The following is a 21,386-nucleotide window of genomic DNA, read 5'->3' as shown; positions in this document are numbered from 1 at the left end:
GAATGAAAATTGTTGTGTTAGACGGTTATACGGAAAACCCTGGAGATTTATCCTGGGGAGATATGGAAGCACTGGGGGAGCTGACGGTTTATGACCGCACATCCCTCACAGATATGCAGGAGGTGATTGACAGGATCAGTGATGCGGATGCTGTTATCACCAATAAAACACCCCTTCCAAAAGAAGTGTTTGAGGCCTGCAGAAACATCAGATATGTGGGAGTCCTTGCCACAGGATATAACGTGGTGGATGTGGATACTGCCAGGGAGAGAGGCATACCTGTCTGCAACATTCCAACATACGGTACCGCCGCGGTGGGACAGTTTGCCATTGCCCTGCTGCTGGAAATCTGCCATCATATCGGCCATCATGACAAAGCAGTTCATGAGGGAAGATGGGAAAAGAACTCTGACTGGTGCTTCTGGGATTATCCGCTGATTGAACTGGCTGACAAGACCATGGGGATCGTTGGATTCGGAAGGATCGGACAGGCTACAGGGCGTATTGCAAAAGCCCTGGGAATGAAGGTCATCGCCAATGACGAGTACCCCAATGACTGCGGAAGAGAGATTGCCGAATATGTATCCAGAGAAGAATTATTTGCCCGGGCAGATGTGATCGCCCTGCACTGCCCGCTGTTTCCATCCACTCAGGGACTGGTGAATAAAGAGAGCATTGCAAAAATGAAGGACGGCGTGATCATTATCAACAATTCCAGAGGGCCGCTGATCGTGGAAGAAGATTTGAGAGATGCCTTGAACAGCGGTAAAGTTGCCGGAGCCGGACTGGATGTAGTGTCCACGGAACCCATCAGAGGGGACAATCCGCTTTTACAGGCCAAGAACTGCATTATTACACCTCATATTTCCTGGGCTCCAAAAGAGTCCAGACAGAGGCTTATGGACATTGCAGTAGAAGATTTAAAAGCATTTACAGACGGTGATCCGATCAATGTAGTTAATAAGTGAAAGTAAGTTTTTCCATGTTATGATACAGGAATATCAGCCTAGATAGATTTATTATGATCACTCCCCTGGGTACTGCCATGTCCGGGGGAGTTTTCACCTGAATCAGTAGATATTAGATATTCTGCATGTGACCTGGGTGTTGGCATGTCCAGGGGAGTTATTCCGCATGTGACCTGGGTGCTGCCAATGTCCAGGGGAGTTTGTGCGGTTCGAGCTTTAGATGCAAATCAATGATGCATATTCACAAAGTATAAAAATACTTTTGGAAGGAGATTCATCAGTATAAAAGCAAAGGAATTAAAGTATGTTATTGACTTTTTTTTAAGGCAGCCGTATAATATATTTATCGAAGCAGCCGACAGGTAGATGCACACTACCCGTCCCGGCAAATTAGTATAGTAAAATAGTTGTCCTATTCTTTGGCGGGAGCAGGACGGCTATTTTTTATGTATTTGGACCACCAGTGCTATGATACCTGTTATCATAATGATAGAGGTAAAGAAATCACCATATGTCATGTACATAAACAACACCCCTTTCCGTAAAACTCGGAACGGGATAGAGAGCCGCCTGTTCGGCTGCCTGGAGAAATATATTCATATTATGTCTTATTTGGATAATACAAGGATAGACAAAATGAGTTATTGGAAAGATATGATGTAGAAAAGCAATACAGAAATTTTTTATTGCGAGATTAGATTATTATACTATGCTTTTATGAAGAGAACAAGTATTCGGACGCTATTCACAAATTTTTGGCATTATATACAAAAGACAGCGCGTTTTTTCAGGCTAAAATTTAGTCCTGTAATTCTAATAAAATACCCGGCAGACGCAAAGCGGAAAAGGTCTGCCGGGTATTTTCTATATTATTTTAAAGTTTATTGCATACAACCGTTCCTGTCTTGCCTTCAATCCCATCCTTTGCCTTCTGAAGGAGCGTGATCAGCGCCTTCCTTCCCGGCTTTGAGGAAGCAAAATCAATGGCAGCCTCCACTTTGGGAAGCATAGAGCCGGGGGCGAACTGGCCTTCCCGGGCGTATTTTTCAGCCTCGGATGTGGATATGGCGGACAGCCATGTCTCATCCTCTTTGCCGAAATTGATGGCAACCTTCTCAACGGCTGTCAGGATGATGAGATAATCCGCGTCCAGCTCCTTAGCCAGAAGGCAGCTTGCAAAATCCTTGTCAATGACAGCGCTGGCTCCCTTCAGATGATTTCCCTTCAGGGTGACGGGAATCCCGCCGCCGCCGCAGGCGATCACAACTTCACCGGAGTCCACTAAGGAGCGGATAGCACCGATCTCCACAATCTCCTGAGGTTTCGGGGAGGCGACGAAGCGGCGCCAGCCTCTGCCTGCATCCTCACGCATAATGTGGCCGTATTTCTGTGTAATGACTTTGGCCTCTTCCTCACTTAAAAATTTTCCGATGGGTTTGGAAGGGGTGTCAAATGCCGGATCATCTTCATTGACACGCACCTGTGTCACCATGGTGGATACCGGGATGTTGTCAATGCCGCGGTTCAGCAGTTCTTCCCGCAGAGCATTCTGCAGATCATATCCGATATAAGCCTGGCTCATTGCCACACAGACGGAAAGCGGAGTGTTGGGCTGTGCGGCATCTTCCCTGGAAAGGGCAGCCATAGCGTTGTTGATCATGCCAACCTGTGGTCCGTTACCGTGTGTAACGATGACCTGGTGGCCTTCTTCAATCAGGTCCACGATGGCCTTTGCCGTTACTTTAACGGCAGCCATCTGTTCCGGAAGTGTATTGCCCAGGGCATTGCCGCCCAGGGCGATGACGATTTTTTGTTTCTGCAAAGTAAAAACCCCCTGTTCTTACATGAATGCGTACCTTATATTATTTGAACTTACGCGGCTGGTCCCGTTCTTCCAGTTTCTTTAAAACTTCTGCCGGGTCATCAAATTTGCTGAGCATGATCATGGCAGCAATAATGTACGGTTTGAAGCTGGCTTCCTTGTAAAGCGGTGTGCGGTAACGGTCAAATACAGAGGCATCCACCTCACCGGATTCACAGCTAAGCCCTGTGATGTCAGCAGGCAGGCAGTGCAGATAGAGTGCTTTGCCGTCCTTTGTGGTCTTCATCAGTTCTTCTGTGCAGGCCCAGTCTTTGTGCTGCGCATTCTGTGCCAGAAGCTCTTTCTCTAATTTATCAATACCATCAAAGTCGCCTTTTCCGTATAGATCGGTTCTCTCTTCCATAGCAGCAAAGGGTGCCCAGCTCTTTGGATATACAATATCAGCGTCCTTAAATGCCTCTTCCATACTATTGGTGCGTTTGAAGCTGCCGCCTGTCTTTTCTGCATTTTTATTAGCCACTTCCTCAACCTCAGGCATAACTTCATATCCTTCCGGATGAGCCAGCACCACTTCCATGCCGAAACGTGTCATCAGACCGATAACGCCCTGAGGAACAGACAGGGGTTTGCCGTATGAAGGAGAGTAAGCCCATGTCATGGCAAGTTTTTTGCCTTTTAAGTTCTCCACTCCGCCGAACTCGTGGATGATGTGGAGCATATCAGCCATACACTGAGTGGGATGGTCAATGTCACACTGGAGGTTTACAAGTGTGGGACGCTGCTCCAGGATGCCGTCCTCGTAGCCTTCTTTCACAGAATCGGAAACCTGATGCATGTAAGCATTTCCTTTTCCGATGTACATATCATCACGGATACCGATCACATCAGCCATGAAGGAGATCATGTTGGCTGTCTCACGTACAGTCTCCCCGTGTGCGATCTGGGATTTGCCCTCGTCTAAATCCTGTACTTCCAGGCCCAGCAGATTGCAGGCGGAAGCGAAGGAGAAACGGGTACGTGTGGAGTTGTCACGGAACAGGGAGATGCCAAGGCCGCTCTCAAAAACTTTTGTGGAGATATTGTTCTGGCGCATAAAGCGCAGAGCATCTGCCAGGGTAAATACAGCTTCCAGCTCGTCATCGGTCTTCTCCCAGGTCAGGAAGAAGTCGTTTTCGTACATTTCTTTAAAGTTCAGTTTGTTTAATTTATCAATATAATCCTGTAATGTTTTCATGGTTTGATATTCCTTTCTATTTATGATCATTAATTCGTAACTATTCAGTAGATCTGCGCATTCACTGCGCTGACCTACTGAAAACATTCCGCAGACAAGCAAAGATCCCATCGCCAAAGGTGATTCTGCATGGATTTTTGCCTGTAACTGTGGGTACTGAACAGTTACATAAATTCTTATTATTTGCAGTATTCAGTCGGAAGAGCAGCATACACAGCGGCGCATCTCACAAGATCTTCTTTCCAGGTCTTCTCATTGGGGGCATGAGCCTGAGCCTCCTTGCCGGGGCCAAAGCCGATGCACGGAATGCCGAAGCGGCCCATAATGGAAACACCGTTGGTGGAGAAGGTCCATTTGTCAATGCGTGGCTCTCCGTACAGTTCTGTGTAAGCGGCAGCCATAGCTTCTGTCACTTTGTGATCCTCCGGAATGACCCATGTGGGGAAGTAGCATTCTGTAGGATAAGAAAGTCCGGTCCAGGAGGGGCGTTCGTAATTGTACATGGATACTTTTGCACCGTGTTTTTTCACGGACGGCAGGGCACGGATCTCATCCAGACAGCTTTCCCAGGTTTCCCCTGCAGTCATGCGGCGGTCAAGAGAGATAGCACATGAGTCTGCAACCGCGCAGCGGCTGGGGGATGTGAAGAAGATCTCGGATGTGGTCACGGTACCGCGGCCGAGGAAACGGGCTTCTTTCCATTCTTTGTTGTATTTTTCATCCAGCATTTTCACAAGACCTTTGATCTCGGTGGAATCCTCAGCGTCATTTTCATTGAGGTCACGGACTTCCTGGAGAATGTCAGCCATTTTATAGATAGCATTGTCACCGCGTTCCGGTGCGGAGCCATGGCAGGAGACGCCTGTTACATCCACACGGATTTCCATACGGCCTCTCTGTCCTCTGTAGATGCCGCCGTCTGTAGGTTCTGTGGATACAACAAATTCAGGTCTTACTTTGTCTTCGTTTACAATATACTGCCAGCACAGACCGTCACAGTCTTCCTCCTGGACAGTTCCGGTTACCAGTACGGTGTAGCGGTCATCCAGAAGTCCCTGGTCTTTCATGATCTTGGCGCCGTACACGGCAGAGACAATACCACCCAGCTGGTCGGAAGTTCCACGTCCGCCGATTTCCGTGTCAGACTCAAAGCCTTCATAAGGGTCAAACTCCCAGTTGTCGCGGTTTCCGATCCCGACCGTATCGATATGTGCGTCAAAACCGATGAGAGTCTTCCCGCTTCCCATGTAGCCCAAAATATTTCCCATGGGGTCAATGACAACTTTATCGAATCCCAGGGCGTTCATTTCCTGTTCAATCCGTTTTACATGGCCTTCTTCGCCTACGCTTTCACCGGGAATCCTTACCAGGTCCCTTAAGAACTTTGTCATTGCCTGCTCGTAACCCTGTGCTGCTTCTTTGATCTTACCGTAATCCATAATGAAATCCTCCCAATACATTTATTATTCATTTAAAATAGTTTCCTGTTTCCGGCCCTGATGGCAGGGCGTCAATCATATTGTTTCCCGTCCCACACAATTTCTTTGTAGCGTTCCGGGTCCGTGTCGCCTTCTGTGGAGAAGAGGAGTACCTTTGCTGTTTCATCCAGCTTCAGGAAACTGCGCAGTTCCCTGTATTTATCCTGTTCCATGATGGCACTTAAAAGCCCCATGCCCACAGCGCCGGATTCTCCGCTTGTCACCTGTGGGTCTCCTTTTACGGGAGCTGCCAGCATGCGCATGCCTCTGGCAGATACCCAGTCCGGGCAAGAGGTAAAGACAGATACGTGGTTTTTCAGGATATCCCAGGAGATGGTGTTTGGCTCTCCGCAGGCAAGCCCGGCCATGATGGTGGGCATATCGCCGTCCACAATGCGGATATTACCGTCAGCCGCTTTGGCGCCTTTGTAGAGGCAGGCAGCTGAATCTGCTTCCATCACTACAACCACAGGCGGGTTATCCGGATAGCGGTTAGCGAAATACCCCTGTACCGCTCCTGCCAGGGAACCTACACCTGCCTGGATGAAAATGTGGGTAGGGCGGTCACAGCCGTATTCCCTGAGCTGTTCATCAGCCTCAGAAGCCATGGTTCCGTATCCCTGCATGATCCAGGAAGGGATTTCCTCGTAGCCATCCCATGCAGTATCCTGTACCATGACGCCGTTTGGTGTTTTTTCCGCCATGGCATTGGCCCGGCGGACACATTCATCATAATTGACTTCCGTGATGGTGGCGTCTGCGCCTTCTTTTTGAATATTTTCAAGACGGGTCCTGGTGGAGCCTTTTGGCATGAGGACCACGGATTTCTGTCCCAGTCTGTTGGCAGCCCAGGCAACGCCGCGTCCGTGATTGCCGTCTGTTGCTGTGAAGAAAGTGGCCTGCCCGAATTCTTTTCTCAGCTCCTCGGAGGTGAGCACTGCGTAGGGCAGTTCGCTTACATCTCTGTGGGTCTGTTTGGCAATGTAGTTAGCCATGGCAAAGGAACCGCCCAGCACTTTGAATGCATTCAGACCGAAACGGTAGGATTCATCTTTTACAAAGATCCCTCCAAGACCCAGGTGTTCTGCCATGTGGTCAAGCTTTGCCAGCGGTGTTTTGCTGTACTGCGGAAAGCTTTCGTGGAATGCTCTGGCTTTTGCTACATTTTCCAGTGACATAACCGGAAGAGACGTGTCTGCCGTCTTTGGCATTTTATTCTCTGCCCATTGGATTTCTTTCATTTTTTTTCTTCCCCCTTTTCTTTGTTCACATCGGTATAGCTATATAAAGTATATTTGGAAATGCCGAAATAATTTGCCACCTTATCACCGGATTTGGTGATGAGGAAGGCGCCGGAGTCGTTTAAGAACTGGATGGCCTTTACTTTATCTTCCTTGGTCATCAGCGCCACCGGTTTGCCTACCAGACTGACGGACTCTTCAATGAGATGGTCCAGAAGGTCATTTACGTTATGTGTGATTTCCGGAGCTGCTTCTTTTTCCTTCTCCTCGTCGGTATCAGTCAGATTGTGGATCGCAGCTTCTAAGGTCAGGAGCTTGGTAATATCATAATTAATACCGAGAATGTAGTGAAGCTCCTCTGTTTCATCTTTTATGTAGAAGGTGGAAGACTTCAGAACTCTTCCGTCTGCTGTCCGGGTCAGGTAGCCTGCCCTGTCCGTCAGATTTTCCGGGTGAGTTTCTTTTAATGCTTTCAGTACCACATTTGAGGGGCCGTCACCTAACTGTCTGCCGGAGACATGACCGTTTTCCAGATAGACAATGGAATGTTCCAGGTCCTGGGTCTTTAAGTCGTGGATCACGATCTCACAGTCCGGTCCGAACTGTCTGGCAAGGCCGGCGGCCACCTGTTTCAGTAATTTTAATCTGCCCATAAGAAAGCTCCTTTCTGACAGGTTTTCCTTTTTCTTGTTAATTCCATCATAGCATACTTTTTTGAGATTGCAAGAGGTTTTTACAAAAATTTTTAGGTTATCTAAAATTTTTTTGAAAAAGTGTTTCCAATCCCTTGAAATAAGGGTCTGCAGGTGTTATAGTTAGGATATTAAGGAAGGCATGAATATGAGAGAGAGAACATTAAAACTGGTAGTTACGTTCGGAACTACCACCAGGGCCATGGGGATGGAAAAGATGTGCAGGGAACAGGGACTTCCCGGGCGTTTGATCCCGCTGCCGAGAGCAGTGTCAGCCGGATGCGGCCTGTCCTGGTGTACGGAGGTTCAGGAGAAAGAGAGAACGGAGAAAATGATGCGGGAACACGGCGTCCTGTATGAGGGTATTTATGAAGTATTGGTGTAAGGTATGGACGAATACCCGGCAACGGTCCGGCTGAATGGATCGTTATGTATTGGTGTAGGAAAGGGGAACCATATGGGTGGTTCCGGATGGGAGGTTTTTATGTATACGTTCTATGTTAATGGAAAAGAGTGCAGGAGTGAGAAGGAGGGCAGGCTTCTGGACTATCTCAGGGATGAACTGGGACTTACAGCCGTCAAGGAAGGGTGCAGCGAGGGGGCCTGCGGAACCTGCACGGTTCTGGTGGATGGGAAAAAGATGAAGGCCTGTGTCGTTAAGTTGTCTAAAGTGGACGGCAGGCATGTGACAACCGTGGAGGGAATCCCGGAGGAGGAGATGAAAGTGTATGTGCACTGCTTCGCGGAGGCCGGAGCTGTACAGTGCGGCTTTTGTATTCCGGGCATGATCATCTCTGCCAAGGCTCTGCTGGATGGAAACCTAAATCCAACCAGACAGGATGTGAAGAAAGCGATCCACGGCAACATCTGCCGCTGTACCGGATATAAAAAGATAGAGGAAGCCATTCTCATGGCAGCAGACTTTTTCAGGGAAAAACGTGAGATTCCCGGAGAGGAAGCGGAGGGCGGAATCACACGCAGGTTCAAACGTGTGGATGCTGAGGAAAAGGTTCGGGGCACAGGCAGATATGTGGATGATATTGTGCTGCCGGATATGGCTTATGCAAAAGCACTGCGTTCCCCTTATCCCAGATGCCGGATCAACCATATCCATATAGAAAAAGCGCTGGCACACCCTGACTGTGTGGCAGTCTATACGGCAAAAGATGTGCCGGAGAATATCTGCGGCCATATTAAAAAGGACTGGGACGTGATGATACCGGAAGGCAGTATCACCAGATATGTGGGGGATGCGCTGGCCCTTGCAGTGGTGAACCATAGGGAGAACCTGGATGAAGTATTAAGTCTGATCGAAGTGGATGCGGAAGAACTGCAGCCGGTGACAGACCCCAGGAAGGCACTGGAGGAAGATGCGCCTAAGGTGCATGAGGAGGGAAATCTGCTGGCTAAAAAGCAATGTATCCGGGGTGATGCAGACGCCGCCATCAGAAACTCCAAATATGTAGTGACACGCCATTACAGCCTGCCCTTTACAGACCATGCGTTCATGGAACCGGAGTGTGCCGTTGCCTTTCCGGAGGGTGAGGACGGAGTACATCTGTACACTTCAGGCCAGTCGGTCTATGACGAGCAGAGGGAGATATCCGGTATCCTGCAGATTCCCCCGGAGAAAGTCAAGGTGGAATCCATGCTGGTAGGCGGCGGTTTTGGGGGCAAGGAGGACATGAGTGTACAGCACCATGCGGCCCTGTGTGCCTGGCTGCTGAAACGCCCGGTTAAAGTCCGTTTTTCCAGGGCGGAGAGCCTTATGTGCCATGTGAAGCGCCATGCCATGGAGATGGATTTCACTACGGCCTGTGATGAAAACGGATATTTGACAGGAATGAAAGCCGTGATCTACGCGGATACAGGGGCCTATGCTTCTCTGGGAAGCCCGGTGCTGGAGCGGGCCTGTACCCATGCGGCAGGGCCTTATAATTACCAGGATGTGGAGATCATCGGGTATGGCGTCTACACGAACAATATTCCTGCAGGCGCATACAGGGGATTTGGTGTGACCCAGAGCTGCTTTGCTACGGAATTCAATCTGGACCTGCTGGCGGAGCAGGTGGGTATTACTCCGTGGGAGATCCGTTACAGAAATGCGATCCGTCCGGGGCAGACTCTGCCAAACGGCCAGATCGCCACTGTGGACTGTGCACTGGCGCAGACGCTGGAAGCGGTAAAGGATATTTATGATGCCCATCCCTACGCGGGGATCGCTTCCTGCATGAAAAACAGCGGAATTGGTGTGGGAAACCCGGATGTAGGCCGGTGTAACCTGAGGATTCGGGATGGGAAAGCGGAGGTACTCACCTCAGCCGCCTGTATGGGGCAGGGCGTGGGAACAGTGGCAATACAGATCGTCTGTGAAACCACAGGGCTGAGACCTGACCGGGTGATACATAAGATGGCAAATACCATAGACACACCAGATTCCGGTACCAGTACGGCATCCAGGCAGACTCTTTTTACAGGGGAAGCCACACGGAGGGCTGCGCTTAAACTAAAAGAAGCCCTGCTGGAAAAGAAGTCTCTAAAGGAGCTGGAAGGACGGGAATTTTATGCGGAGTACACAGGGGAGACAGATGCCATGGGTTCCCCGAAAAAGCATCCGGTAAGCCATATTGCTTATGGATATGCAACCCAGGTGGTGATCCTGGATGAGAGCGGAAAAGTGACTGAGGTGGTGGCAGCTCATGATGTGGGAACTGTGATCAATGTCCAGTCCTGTGAAGGACAGGTGGAAGGCGGCGTAGTCATGGGTCTGGGGTATGCGTTTACGGAGGACTTCCCAATGGTAGACGGAAGACCTGTGCTGAGTTACGGAAAACTGGGTCTATTCAGGGCAACAGCCACACCGGACATCAAGTCTATACTGGTGACTTCTCCCAATGTGCTGACAGAAGCTTACGGCGCAAAGGGTGTAGGGGAGATCTCCACAGTACCCACAGCACCTGCCTGTGCCCATGCTTATTACAGGCTGGATGGAGTGGAACGGAGAAAACTGCCCCTGGAAAATACATTTTACAGGAAAGAAAAGAAGAAAGGGTGAGGTCATATGAAACTGCTTTTACAGAATGGAACGGTTGTGAACGGACAGGAGAGCGGGAAAAAGGATATTCTCGTGGACGGGGAGACCATATGCAGAGTGGAAGAGAACATATCCCCGGAGGAAGCAGATGAAATCCTGGATCTGGAAGGAAAACTGGTGTTTCCCGGATTCATCGACGCACATACACACTTTGACCTGGAGGTGTCCGGGACTGTGACAGCAGATGACTTTGCCAGCGGAACCCTTGCGGCCATAGCCGGGGGGACCACCACCATTGTTGACTTTGCCACACAGAATAAAGGGGAGACTCTGGGGGAGGCGCTTGCCAACTGGCACCGAAAAGCGGATGGGAAAGCCTCCTGTGATTACGGGTTTCATATGGCCATCTCAGACTGGAATGAGGAGACCTTTGCCCAGATTGAAGATATGATCGCAGCAGGTGTGACTACGTTTAAACTGTATATGACATATCCCGCCATGAAGCTGAATGACGGTGAAATATACGAAGTGCTGAAACGGCTGAAGGACATGGGCGGAATCGCAGGCGTGCACTGTGAGAACGCGGATGTGATCGACGCCCTGATACGGGAGGCAAAAGCACAGGGCAGACTGGATGCTGATACACATCCCAAGGTACGCCCGGCCCAGCTTGAGGCTGAGGCTGTACACCGTCTGCTTGTGACTGCACAGACGGCAGGCACACCCATCATTGTGGTACATCTGACCTGTAAGGAGGCCTGCCGGGAAATTGAGGAGGCCAGAGCCAGAGGACAGGAAGTGTACGCAGAGACCTGCCCTCAATACCTGCTCATGGATGACAGCCTCTATGAACAGGGGGGCGCTGAGGCGGCAAAGTATGTGATATCACCTCCCCTCAGGAAAAAAGAAGATCAGGAATGCCTTTGGAAAGCTTTGAAAGAGGAGCGGATACAGACCGTTTCCACAGACCACTGCAGTTTTACCACGAAGCAAAAAGCCATGGGAAAAGAAGACTTTACAAAAATACCAAACGGTATGCCGGGTGTGGAGACAAGGGGAACCCTTCTCTATACCTATGGAGTCAGGGAGGGCAGGATCTCTCTGGAACAGATGTGCCGTTTCCTGTCTGAAAATCCGGCGAAGCTGTACGGAATGTACCCGGAGAAGGGGTGCATTGCGCCGGGGAGCACAGCAGATTTAGTTGTGATGGATCCGGAAAAGGAGGCTGTGATCACAGCCTCCACCCAGCATTATGCCATGGATTATGCCCCCTTTGAGGGAACAAAAATAAAAGGATGTATTGACAAAGTTTATTTGCATGGTACTCTTGTAGTAGACAAGGGTGCAGTACAGATAGAAAAAGCGGGCAGATATGTGCCCAGAAAAAAATATGTTGCTATCCACAGCCCTGCAAAAGTGCAGTTTGGTGAACAGTAACAAACCTATACAGCACCTCAGTAAAAAAATACTAAAAAGGTGAGATCATGGAACATAATATTGATGCAAAAGGGCTTGCCTGCCCAAAACCGGTCATATTAGCAAAAAAAGCCATGGATGCGTGCAGCCGGGGAGATGTAGTCCTCATCACAGCGGATAATGAGATGGCAGTGGAAAATCTGCGCAAACTGGCAGCATCACAGAAGGCGGAGTACGCGTCCACAAAACTGGGGGAAAAAGAATACCGCGTAAGAATTACAGTGACCCAGGATAAGGAAAACCAGACAGAGGCAGAATTTCCGGTAAACTGTTTTGTTCCTACCGCGGATAACACTGTTGTGGTCATCTCCTCAAAAGAGATGGGGAACGGGGACGAGGTGCTGGGGAAAATCCTGATGAAAGGATTTATCTATGCCCTGACGCAGCTTCCAAAGCTTCCTGAGACAGTGCTGTTATATAATGGAGGCGCGCACCTGTCCTGTGAAGGCTCTGAGGCATTGGAGGATCTGAAAAAGCTTGACAGGGAGGGCGTGGAAATCCTCACCTGCGGAACTTGTTTGAATCATTACGGAATTACGGAACAACTGGCTGTGGGCAGAGTGACCAATATGTATGAAATCGTGGAAAAACAGGCAGATGCCTCTAAGATCATACGCCCATAGAGTGGTAGTATAAGCAGGTTAGGAGAACGGATTATGAGACCAATTGTAGTAAGAGGCGGCGGCGACCTAGCAACAGGAACGATCCATCGTCTTGGCAGAAGCGGGTATCCTGTCATCATACTGGAGACTGACAGGCCTTCTGCAATCCGCAGGCTTGTGGCTTTTTCACAGGCTGTTTACGATGGGGAGACAGAAGTGGAGGGGATGGTGTGCCAAAAGGCGGGGAGTGCCAAAGAAGCGTTGGAGCTGGCTGCTCCCATGTCCCCGATCCTGCTTGTGGACCCTGTATGCAGCTCCCTTGATACGCTGCAGCCGGAAATCCTGGTAGACGCCATTCTGGCAAAACGGAATCTGGGTACCAGAAAGGATATGGCGGAGCTGACCATTGCCCTTGGGCCGGGGTTTGAGGCCGGACGTGATGTGAATTATGTGGTTGAGACAAAGCGGGGACACTATCTGGGCAGAATACTGAATGAAGGCTGTGCCATACCAAACACAGGGGTACCGGGTATGATTGGGGGCTATGGAAAAGAGCGGGTGGTCCACTCGGACCGTGCCGGTATTTTCCGGGCAAATGCCTCAATCGGTGACTGGGTGGAAGCGGGGACACCGGTGGGCTATGTGGAAACCCCGGAGGGACAGCGCTGTCCGCAGATCACAGTGATCTCCGGCGTGCTCCGGGGCATTTTGCCGGATGGATACCGGGTGACAGAACATTTTAAGTCAGCGGATGTGGACCCCAGAGAGGAATCCCGGGCGCACTGCCGTATGATCTCAGATAAAGCCAGGTGTATTGCCGGCAGCGTCCTGGAACTGGTGAGTGCCTTTGAAAAGGGTGTACTGAAGTGAATAAAAGTTTATTGGATATGCTGAAAAGTTTAGGGAAATGGCCCAAGAAGCCGGTGATCTCCCTTGTGGGCGCAGGGGGTAAGACCACCTGCGCTTATCTGTTGGCTGAGGAACTGGCCAGGGAAGGGAAAAAAGTGCTGGTCACTACCACCACACATATGGAGCATCCGGCTTTTTTGGGAAGAAATGGGGTCATCGACAAATCCCCGGAAGAAATAAAAGCTGCCGCAGAGAAGTCCCCGGTGGTGACAGCCGGAACCTCCGGTCCGGGCGGGATGAAGATGCGGGCTTTGCCCCAGGCGGTTTTTAAGGAAGTGCTGCCTTTTTTTGACGCGGTTGTCATAGAGGCCGACGGGTCCAGACGCCATCCCTTTAAAGTGCCGGCTTCCCATGAGCCGGTGATCGTTGAGGGGACCACCCATATTATGATCCTGGCAGGCATGCCGGCTATGGGGAAACCTCTGGGTGAAGTCTGCTTCCGGATGGAGGAGGCAGAAAAGCTGGTCTGCCAAGCAAAGATGGAAGGTAAAGGAAGCTTATCCGGTATGTGTCTGACGCCCCGGCTTGCGGGATATCTGCTGGAGGCCGGGTATGTGCAGCCCCTTAAGACACGGTTCCCGGGTGCGGAGCAGATGATTCTGCTGAACCAGACGGAGGACGGGAATGCAGTGGCAGAAATGGGGGAGCATACCAGTGTACCTGTATTTGGAAGACCTTCCTTACCGGCAGCAGGCCGCGGACAAATCCACTTGATCTTACTTGCCGCAGGCTTTTCCAGGCGTTTTGGGGAGAACAAGCTTCTGTACGAACTGGACGGCAGGCCAATGTACCGGTATCCATTGGAGGTCCTGGAAACCCTGAGAGGACTCAGAAAGGACATTGCCTCTGTCTGTGTGGTGAGCCGGTATGGAACCATACTGGAGGATGCTGCGGAAAAAGGTTTTTGCGCGGTGGAAAATAAAGAGAGCGTACTTGGCATTTCCTCTTCACTCAAACTTGGGATCCGGGAGAGCAGGAGGGTGTGCGGCACGGATGAAAAAGAAGAAGATTTTTACTGCTTTTTTGTGGCGGACCAGCCCCATCTGCGGGCAGATACGGTGAACCGTTTTCTGGATGGCTTTTTGAAAAGCGGAAAGAAGATAGGGTGTCTGGCAAAGGGAGACACTACAGGCAATCCGGTGATCTTTCATGAGACATATATTCCGGAGCTGCTGCGTCTTGAGGGGGATACAGGGGGCAAAAAAGTTTTGAAAAAGCATCCGGAAGATGTATTCCTCTGTGATGTGGGGGAAGAAATTCAGCTTCATGATTACGACAGCAGACAGTCTTTGGAGATAACAGAACGATAAGATAAAAAATGGGCAGAAAGTGTGCAGCAGAGCATACTTTCTGCTCATTTTTGTGCCAGAAGCTTTGCCAGATTAAGTATAGCCATAGCCTGCTCCTCATTTAACTGGCGGGTCAGACGGACCAATTCCGCCTCATAAGATGATGGGTAGAGAATATCGGCATCCTCCCTGAAAAACTCCGAGAGATGAATCCCAAGAGGGGACAGCAGTGCAGTAAGGATCTCTATGCTGGGAATACTCTCGCCCTTTTCCACTCTTCTGATATAGTTAATGGAAACATCACTTAATTGAGAGAGTTTATAGACACTTATCTGTTTATCTTTGCGGAGCTGTGCAAGAGTTTCACCGATATTCATAAAAATCCTCCCTATATGCAGCATTGCATAAAACATAAAAGACATGACATATGCTATTTCTTATGCTGTGCAGATTTACATTCTACGAGTATATGCACTATATTATGCCTTAATAGGGATAAAATTATAAGCCAACAATAATTGTTTACAATAGTGTTATATTGTTGTAATATAATAGATATTCGGTATCTGTTCCTCAGGCCTGCGCATTTCCGGTTTTGACCGAAAAAACGTTGTGACGGTGAGGGCTGAACCGTTACGATTCGGTGATTACGAAGGGTGGTGGAAGATTTGGTTTATACGGTGATCTTTGAGGTGGACATAAAAAATAACCAGATACTATTTTTTCATACAGGTTCCCTGTCGGTAAAGCTGAAGGCCGGGGTCCTGTACGATTATGAGGATTTTTTGGAACAGTTTATTATAGACAATGTTTATGAGGAAGAAAAGATATACCTTTATCAGAATTTTAATATAGAGGCGCTCAGGAGCGTATCCGTAAATAAGAGAGAAAACATTACCTGTGATTTTCGGCTCCGGCCGGAGGGAAACCGGGAATACCGCTGGTTTACCATGAGTCTGATGCTTCCCCACGGAGCAGGCGGAGCCGTGGGCGCCATTCTGGATATCCATGAAAAGAAGATCCATGAGCTGGAGATGCAGCACCAGGCATCCCATGATGCCATGACAAACCTATTGAACCGCCAAGCATTTGAACGGGCTGTGTTTTCCTATTTCATGCAGGGCGAAAAAACAGGCGCGTACTGCCTGATGGATGTGGATAATTTTAAACTGGTCAATGATACAAGAGGGCACGCCTACGGGGATATCGTGCTGATGAAGATCGCAAAGATACTCACGGAAAACACTCCGAAAAGGACCATTATTGCCAGGTATGGGGGAGATGAATTTTGTATGTTCTTCCCGGGGATTGACCGGGCGGAACAATTAGAGCCTGTCCTGATAAAAATCCTGGAGAATGTAAGGAAGGAAGAGTTTGATGGAATGCAGCTTTCCGTGTCTGTGGGGGTGTCTTTTTATCCAAAGCATTATACAGAAGAAAAGAACTCTATAGGAAAATATGCGGATGTGGCCCTTTATAAGGCAAAGGAGTCAGGAAAGGACAGCTATTGTTTTTACAGTGAAGAGATGGGGGAATTTTGAAGAAAGAGATCCCTTTCGGGCAATGCTGCTGCGCCGAAAGGGACTGCCCTCATGATTCGGGATATACAAGACGGTCCGGGCCTATATGGTTTAGCACCTGGTCCAGATATTTTTTTGCCAGATAGTTTGCCATACCCAGATTCATATCCAGGTAATTGCCGCAGTCTTTTGGGGAAGCACCTGGAACCTCATCGCTGAAATCACGGATAAATACAAACATTTCTTTTAAAAGTCCTACAATATCAGAGGATTCATAATCACCCGAAAGCAGTAGATAAAAACCTGTACGGCAGCCCATGGGGCCAAAGTAAATGATCTTGCTGCCGAATTCTCTGTGATTTCTCAGGAAAGTGGCTGCCAGATGTTCAATGGTGTGTACCTCCGCAGTGTTCATGACCGGTTCCTCGTTGGGGGAAGTCATGCGGATGTCAAATGTGGTGATCACTTCCTGTCCAACATGATCTTTTCGGGATACATAGATGCCCGGCTGCAGTTTTATATGGTCAATGGTAAAGCTTGCTATTTTCTCCATTACGTTTCTCCTTTTTCCTGTTTTTTCATTTCCCGCAGCGGTGCGCTGGGGGTTATTCTGCTGCGGCTTGTCTGCCGGTAAAACAATTATAATCCGTATGATAACAGGATGCAAGCAGAATCAAACCGGTGCTGTCTTTAAAATAATAGTAAAGGTTGCCCCTCCGCCCGGTGTGTCGGACAGAACCAGCCTTCCTTTGTGTATTTTTACGATCTCCCTGGCTATACTGAGCCCCAGGCCAAAATGTTCCTTGCTGGTATGGGCTTTATCCTGCCGGAAAAAGCGCTGGAATACCTGCTTTTTGGCGGGGTCGGGAATGCCGGGGCCGTCATCGGCAACAGACAGGGAGACATGGCTGGCGGTAAAGGACAGCGACAGCGTAATGTGACCAGTGGAAGGTGTATAGCTCAGAGCATTGTCCATAAGGATGGAGAGCACCTGAGCAATCCGTTCCTCGTCACAGAGGACCAAAGGGCATTCCTCCTCAGGCAGACGGATCTGGAGTGTCAGTCCCTTTTCCCTGGCCAGATATTCGTATTTTTCATAAGTATCCAGAAGCAGGGTATCAGGCGGGAGCGGGGCGGGCATGAGAGTCCAGGAACAGGCATCTGCGCCGGCGAGCTGCAGCATATCGTCGATCAGGCGGGACATGCGTTTCCCTTCAAGCTGGATGGTCTCTGTAAAGCGTGCGGCTTCCTTGGGGGCTGCTTTTTGGGAGGCAGTCAGACAGGAGAGCATCACAGACAAAGGGGAGCGGAGTTCATGGGAGGCGGAAGCAATAAACTGGGCCTGCTGTCTGCGGTTTTCCTCCAGCGGTGCCAGGGTTTTGCCTGTGAAAAACCAGAAAAAGACGGCAAGCAGGAGCAGTGCCGCGGTATCCGCACCTAAAAAGACAAAACGCTGTCCGTAAATCTGGTGCTTCTGGGCATCCAGAGATTGAAGGATAACAGCGCTTAAATGGCCGTTGGCCTTAGGCAGAAGTACCACAGAGGCATAATATTCTTTCTTGTCATTGGTTTTAAAGCGAAATTCCACATGTTTTGACAGAAGGGAGGAGGCATCTGCTGCATCCAGATCCAGCCCATATTTGACGGAAGCCGTCTCTTTTGCCAGGGATATGGCGTTCTTTTCCTCCTGGGTTCTGCGCAGCTCCTGATAGAAAAGAGGATTGCCGTTGTCATACAGCGAGAGGACCGTAGTATGGTTTTGTTCTATGCCGGCGATCCACTGGAGTGTGATGGTATTTTGGCTTTCCAGATGTGTGAGAATGGAATTTAAACTGTTGGTAAAGGAAGTGCTTCCATTCTTTGCGATCCCGGACTCGGAAAAATAGAGACACAGGCAGGTGGCGCCAGCCAGAATGAGGCCTGTGACAGTCAGACAGAGCAAAGTGAGACGGAGGCGCATTTTACGGAACAAGGGTGGGTGAGACGGTCCGCCTTCTGTTTTAATCATGGCTCACCTCCAGACAGTAGCCGATCCCCCGGACCGTGCGCAGGGTAAGGGTGCTTCCCACAGTCCGGAGACGGCGGCGGATAAAATGGATATAGTTGTCAAGATTGCCTTCCTCCACCTCCGCATTGGGGCCCCACACGCGGGAGAGGATTGTGAGGCGGGGAAGGGTCTGGCCCGGATTTCTGAGAAGGAACTCCAGAAGCGCGCCCTCGCGTTTGGATAAGACCAGAGTCTTGGAACCGCAGAGAAGCTGTTTCTGGGCGGGGTGGTAAGTGACATCTCCAAGTGTGATATCCCCGGACATCTCCAGATTACCCGGGCGGCGGGTGATACAGCGGATACGTGCCAGAAGTTCCTGAAAGTCATAAGGTTTGACCAGATAATCGTCAGCTCCCTGGTTAAGCCCCGTGATCTTATCTGAAAGCTCTCCCAGTGCTGTCACTAATATGACAGGTGTGGAAATGCCTTCCGAGCGCATTTTCTCCAGGATGGTAAGCCCGTCCATGGAGGGAAGCATCCGGTCCAGGAGGACCAGGTCGTGGGTGCGCTGCCGGATATAATCCAGCCCGTCCTCCCCGTCATAACACAAATCAGTGAGAAGCCCTTCCTTTTCCAGTTGGAATTTCAGGGAGTCACAAAGTTTACGGTCATCTTCTATTATTAAAATTCTCATGAGAAAATATCCTCCGGCTTTTTGTTTATTAGAAGTATAACACAGGAATCTTTAAGTTATCTCTAAAAATGCAAGAAAAATTAGAGATGATCTTAGAGAATGTTTAGAGAATGCAATGATAAGATAAACGCAAATGAAAGACAGGAGGAGAAACATGAACCGATACATAAAAAAAGCAGTATGCCTGACAGCGGCTATTGCCATTACTGTGGCAGGCCTTGCAGGATGCGGGAAACAAAGTGAGGATAAGAGCGCAGAGGGCGCTATGGGACGTTATCTGGAGGAGGAGATAGCCCTCCCCGAGAACACAGGTAAGATCCTGGCAATGGAGAGGCTGGATGACAACAGCCTGTCGCTTTTTACAGAGGATAAGGAGACAGGGGAGCGCTATCTGTGGAAGTCAAAGGATTCAGGAAAAAGCTGGGAGGAAGATATCCTGCCCGAAGGACTCAAGCTTTCTAATTGTGCTTATATAGACTGGGCCTGTATCAGCGGGAACGGTGACATTGCTGTTTCTGCCATGCAGGAAGCGGCAGAAGTGATCACATCCCAGAGCTTTTCTATCTTATATGCAAAAAAGGGGGGAGAACTGCAGGATCTGACACTTGACGTGGAAGAAACAGACAATATGAAAAGCATCACCGGGCTGAGATTTTCTGAAGGTAAGAAACTGATCGCCACATATTCCTATGGAACGGTGTGTGTGATCGATCCGGACAGCGGACATGTGGAACAGACAATGGAATTAAGTGATAATATTCAGCAGGTAACGGATATGGGGAATACACTTCTGCTTCTCACGGACAAGGAACTGAAAGCCTACGATATGAATACCGGGGAATCCGTGGAAGCGGATAAAACGCTCTCTGACCAGCTTTTGAAAGATTTGGAGAGTGAGCAGAAGAAATTAAGGAACAGTGTGGTCTTTGGGTGTGGGAAAGAGGAGGATACGCTGTTTTACTGCGCCGAGAGCGGTATTTACAGACATGTTTTTGGCGGTACCGTGGTGGAACAGGCGGTCAATGGAAGTCTTGCTTCCATAGGAAATCCCAAAGCTATGCTCATATCTCTGGCAGTTATGGAGGATGACAGTTTCCTTGTGGCGTGTTCCATAGATACTGAGTACAAGATTTACCGCTATACTTACTCCGCAGATACATCTTCCGTGCCGGAGAAGGAGATCAAGGTATATTCCCTGGAGGACTGCCCTGTGCTGAGACAGGCGATTTCCGTATACCAGAGTCAGAACCCCGATGTTTATGTGGATCTGGAAATAGGTACGAGTGGTGAGGACTCCGTTACGGTTTCCGATGCGCTCCGCACGTTGAATACAGATATTATGGCGGGCAAGGGACCGGATATTTTGATCCTGGACGGAATGCCTGTAGAGAATTATATCCAAAAGGGACTTCTGGAGGATATAACGGATACGGTGGAGTCAGCCGAACAGGAAGACGGATTGTTTGAGAACATCATGAAGACCTATGAGAAGGATGATAAGATTTATGCGGTTCCCCTGGGCTTTTTGATCCCGGCAGTCCAGGGAGAGGAGTCTTTTGTAAATGCAGCGGAAAGTCTGAAGGCATTGGCAGAGAAGATCAGCAGCATAAGAGAGGAAAATCCGGATATCGGGCGTGTTATGATACCCACAGATTCGGAAATGCTTCTGCAGATCTTCTATCATCTGGAGAGCACAACTATGAAAAAAGAGGACGGTACCCTGGATGAAGAGGCTTTGAGAGCATTCCTGGAAAACATGAAAACCATTTACGGGGAACCGGTTACCCAGGAGGAGCAGGAAAATCCTATCGGGTATTTCAGTGCAGCAGATGGTATGGTGTCCGGTCTTGACGGACTGCGTCTGCAGGCCATGGGACTGCTGAACCAGACATCGAAAGCAGGTGCAGGCTGGATTGGCTCAGTGGGGCAGCTTGTAGAGATCCTGGGTGTGAACGATGCCTTTGATCTGGATTATACAGAAATGAAATCCGAAGGAAAAAGTGTATATCTTCCCTATCGAAATGTGGGGATCAGCAGCAAAAGTAACGAGAAAGAGCTGGCAGCGGACTTTTTGAAGGTACTGCTGGGAGAGGAAGTACAGAGTACATTAAGTACGGCTTTCCCCATTAACCGGAAGGGTTATGAGAAGGTACTGGAGCTTGGAGAACAAACATACGGAGGAGACGGGGGCGGTACTTCCATTACCATGTCAGGCGATTCGGGAAATATGCCGTCTTTGAATATGAGCTGGCCTGAGGAGGAAGAACTGGATAAGCTGAGATCACTTTTGGAAAAAGCTGAAATTCCGGCCTCCACAGATGACACTATCTGGAATGCGGTAAAAGAGCAGGGAGACAAATACCTGAATGAGAGCCTGAGCCTGGATGAGGCCTGCAGTAATATCATACAGAAGATTAATCTCTATCTGGCTGAGTAAAGG

18 protein-coding genes are annotated in these 21,386 nt (G+C 49.4%); 9 read left to right on the top strand and 9 right to left on the bottom strand.

Features of this window, described 5'->3' with window-relative positions; all coding sequences use genetic code 11:
* Positions 1-2 precede the first annotated feature (2 nt).
* Positions 3-968 carry a D-2-hydroxyacid dehydrogenase gene (locus tag CI595_RS01350; RefSeq protein ID WP_095170948.1) on the top strand — a complete coding sequence of 322 codons (966 nt, stop codon included), beginning with the start codon at positions 3-5 and terminating at the stop codon, positions 966-968.
* A gap of 874 nt (positions 969-1,842) precedes the next feature.
* Here CI595_RS01350 and arcC read toward each other — a convergent pair.
* The 5 genes from arcC to CI595_RS01325 form a co-directional block, all read right to left on the bottom strand.
* Positions 1,843-2,790 carry a carbamate kinase gene (arcC, locus tag CI595_RS01345; RefSeq protein WP_095170945.1) on the bottom strand — a complete coding sequence of 316 codons (948 nt, stop codon included), beginning with the start codon at positions 2,788-2,790 and terminating at the stop codon, positions 1,843-1,845.
* Between the two features lie 40 nt (positions 2,791-2,830).
* Positions 2,831-4,024 carry a knotted carbamoyltransferase YgeW gene (gene ygeW / locus CI595_RS01340; protein ID WP_095170943.1) on the bottom strand — a complete coding sequence of 398 codons (1,194 nt, stop codon included), beginning with the start codon at positions 4,022-4,024 and terminating at the stop codon, positions 2,831-2,833.
* A 179-nt stretch (positions 4,025-4,203) separates the two neighbouring features.
* Complete coding sequence (locus CI595_RS01335) at positions 4,204-5,463, bottom strand: YgeY family selenium metabolism-linked hydrolase (RefSeq protein ID WP_095170941.1); 1,260 nt, start codon at positions 5,461-5,463, stop codon at positions 4,204-4,206.
* A gap of 71 nt (positions 5,464-5,534) precedes the next feature.
* Positions 5,535-6,743: a diaminopropionate ammonia-lyase gene (gene dpaL / locus CI595_RS01330; protein ID WP_095170939.1), complete on the bottom strand. Its 1,209-nt coding sequence runs from the start codon at positions 6,741-6,743 to the stop codon at positions 5,535-5,537.
* Complete coding sequence (locus CI595_RS01325; protein WP_065542669.1) at positions 6,740-7,396, bottom strand: helix-turn-helix transcriptional regulator; 657 nt, start codon at positions 7,394-7,396, stop codon at positions 6,740-6,742. Before CI595_RS01325 ends, dpaL begins: the two co-directional genes overlap by 4 nt.
* Before the next feature lie 187 nt (positions 7,397-7,583).
* Here CI595_RS01325 and CI595_RS01320 point away from each other — a divergent pair, with 187 nt between their 5' ends.
* The 6 genes from CI595_RS01320 to yqeC all read left to right on the top strand — a co-directional run bounded on the left by CI595_RS01320 (position 7,584) and on the right by yqeC (position 14,766).
* Complete coding sequence (locus CI595_RS01320; RefSeq protein ID WP_095170937.1) at positions 7,584-7,820, top strand: putative Se/S carrier protein; 237 nt, start codon at positions 7,584-7,586, stop codon at positions 7,818-7,820.
* A gap of 99 nt (positions 7,821-7,919) precedes the next feature.
* A complete protein-coding gene (gene xdh, locus CI595_RS01315; protein ID WP_095172330.1) occupies positions 7,920-10,490 on the top strand; it encodes a selenium-dependent xanthine dehydrogenase in 2,571 nt (856 codons plus the stop codon).
* Positions 10,491-10,496: 6 nt separating this feature from the next.
* Entirely contained in the window at positions 10,497-11,906 is a 1,410-nt protein-coding gene (gene hydA, locus CI595_RS01310) for a dihydropyrimidinase (RefSeq protein WP_095170935.1), read from the top strand.
* Positions 11,907-11,953: 47 nt separating this feature from the next.
* Positions 11,954-12,568, top strand: a complete 615-nt coding sequence (gene yedF / locus CI595_RS01305) for a sulfurtransferase-like selenium metabolism protein YedF (RefSeq protein ID WP_095170933.1) — start codon at positions 11,954-11,956, stop codon at positions 12,566-12,568.
* 33 nt (positions 12,569-12,601) lie between these two features.
* Positions 12,602-13,417 carry a selenium-dependent molybdenum cofactor biosynthesis protein YqeB gene (gene yqeB / locus CI595_RS01300; RefSeq protein WP_095170931.1) on the top strand — a complete coding sequence of 272 codons (816 nt, stop codon included), beginning with the start codon at positions 12,602-12,604 and terminating at the stop codon, positions 13,415-13,417.
* Positions 13,414-14,766: a selenium cofactor biosynthesis protein YqeC gene (gene yqeC, locus CI595_RS01295; RefSeq protein WP_095170929.1), complete on the top strand. Its 1,353-nt coding sequence runs from the start codon at positions 13,414-13,416 to the stop codon at positions 14,764-14,766. The genes yqeB and yqeC overlap by 4 nt, the downstream gene beginning before the upstream one ends.
* A gap of 44 nt (positions 14,767-14,810) precedes the next feature.
* On the opposite strand, the gene CI595_RS01290 is transcribed toward yqeC, so the two are convergent.
* Positions 14,811-15,122, bottom strand: coding sequence for a helix-turn-helix domain-containing protein (locus tag CI595_RS01290; protein ID WP_095170927.1), 312 nt, complete (start codon positions 15,120-15,122; stop codon positions 14,811-14,813).
* Positions 15,123-15,401: 279 nt separating this feature from the next.
* Between CI595_RS01290 and CI595_RS01285 the strand changes: the two genes are divergently transcribed.
* Positions 15,402-16,286: a GGDEF domain-containing protein gene (locus CI595_RS01285; protein ID WP_095170924.1), complete on the top strand. Its 885-nt coding sequence runs from the start codon at positions 15,402-15,404 to the stop codon at positions 16,284-16,286.
* Between the two features lie 49 nt (positions 16,287-16,335).
* Here CI595_RS01285 and CI595_RS01280 read toward each other — a convergent pair whose 3' ends face one another.
* The 3 genes from CI595_RS01280 to CI595_RS01270 all read right to left on the bottom strand — a co-directional run bounded on the left by CI595_RS01280 (position 16,336) and on the right by CI595_RS01270 (position 18,946).
* Entirely contained in the window at positions 16,336-16,818 is a 483-nt protein-coding gene (locus CI595_RS01280) for an S-ribosylhomocysteine lyase (protein WP_095170921.1), read from the bottom strand.
* Between the two features lie 120 nt (positions 16,819-16,938).
* Positions 16,939-18,273 carry a sensor histidine kinase gene (locus CI595_RS01275; RefSeq protein ID WP_095170919.1) on the bottom strand — a complete coding sequence of 445 codons (1,335 nt, stop codon included), beginning with the start codon at positions 18,271-18,273 and terminating at the stop codon, positions 16,939-16,941.
* Entirely contained in the window at positions 18,266-18,946 is a 681-nt protein-coding gene (locus CI595_RS01270) for a response regulator transcription factor (RefSeq protein ID WP_095170917.1), read from the bottom strand. The genes CI595_RS01275 and CI595_RS01270 overlap by 8 nt, the downstream gene beginning before the upstream one ends.
* A gap of 154 nt (positions 18,947-19,100) precedes the next feature.
* Here CI595_RS01270 and CI595_RS01265 point away from each other — a divergent pair, with 154 nt between their 5' ends.
* Positions 19,101-21,383 (top strand): ABC transporter substrate-binding protein, encoded by a 2,283-nt coding sequence (locus tag CI595_RS01265; protein ID WP_162291779.1) that lies wholly within the window; start codon positions 19,101-19,103, stop codon positions 21,381-21,383.
* Positions 21,384-21,386: the final 3 nt, after the last annotated feature.

This window comes from Blautia hominis (genome assembly GCA_002270465.1).
In the GTDB taxonomy this organism is placed as follows: Bacteria; Bacillota; Clostridia; order Lachnospirales; family Lachnospiraceae; genus Blautia; species Blautia hominis.
The sequence above is the reverse complement of the archived record's forward strand: the minus strand, read 5'-3'. Positions and strand labels throughout refer to the sequence as shown.

Coding starts and splice junctions, on each gene's coding strand:
- yqeB (WP_095170931.1), top strand. CDS start 12,602: ATGAGACCAATTGTAGTAAGAGGCGGCGGCGACCTAGCAACAGGAACG.
- CI595_RS01290 (WP_095170927.1), bottom strand. CDS start 15,122: ATGAATATCGGTGAAACTCTTGCACAGCTCCGCAAAGATAAACAGATA.
- CI595_RS01320 (WP_095170937.1), top strand. CDS start 7,584: ATGAGAGAGAGAACATTAAAACTGGTAGTTACGTTCGGAACTACCACC.
- xdh (WP_095172330.1), top strand. CDS start 7,920: ATGTATACGTTCTATGTTAATGGAAAAGAGTGCAGGAGTGAGAAGGAG.
- CI595_RS01265 (WP_162291779.1), top strand. CDS start 19,101: ATGAACCGATACATAAAAAAAGCAGTATGCCTGACAGCGGCTATTGCC.
- CI595_RS01350 (WP_095170948.1), top strand. CDS start 3: ATGAAAATTGTTGTGTTAGACGGTTATACGGAAAACCCTGGAGATTTA.
- CI595_RS01270 (WP_095170917.1), bottom strand. CDS start 18,946: ATGAGAATTTTAATAATAGAAGATGACCGTAAACTTTGTGACTCCCTG.
- yedF (WP_095170933.1), top strand. CDS start 11,954: ATGGAACATAATATTGATGCAAAAGGGCTTGCCTGCCCAAAACCGGTC.
- CI595_RS01280 (WP_095170921.1), bottom strand. CDS start 16,818: ATGGAGAAAATAGCAAGCTTTACCATTGACCATATAAAACTGCAGCCG.
- hydA (WP_095170935.1), top strand. CDS start 10,497: ATGAAACTGCTTTTACAGAATGGAACGGTTGTGAACGGACAGGAGAGC.
- CI595_RS01275 (WP_095170919.1), bottom strand. CDS start 18,273: ATGATTAAAACAGAAGGCGGACCGTCTCACCCACCCTTGTTCCGTAAA.
- ygeW (WP_095170943.1), bottom strand. CDS start 4,024: ATGAAAACATTACAGGATTATATTGATAAATTAAACAAACTGAACTTT.
- CI595_RS01335 (WP_095170941.1), bottom strand. CDS start 5,463: ATGGATTACGGTAAGATCAAAGAAGCAGCACAGGGTTACGAGCAGGCA.
- dpaL (WP_095170939.1), bottom strand. CDS start 6,743: ATGAAAGAAATCCAATGGGCAGAGAATAAAATGCCAAAGACGGCAGAC.
- CI595_RS01325 (WP_065542669.1), bottom strand. CDS start 7,396: ATGGGCAGATTAAAATTACTGAAACAGGTGGCCGCCGGCCTTGCCAGA.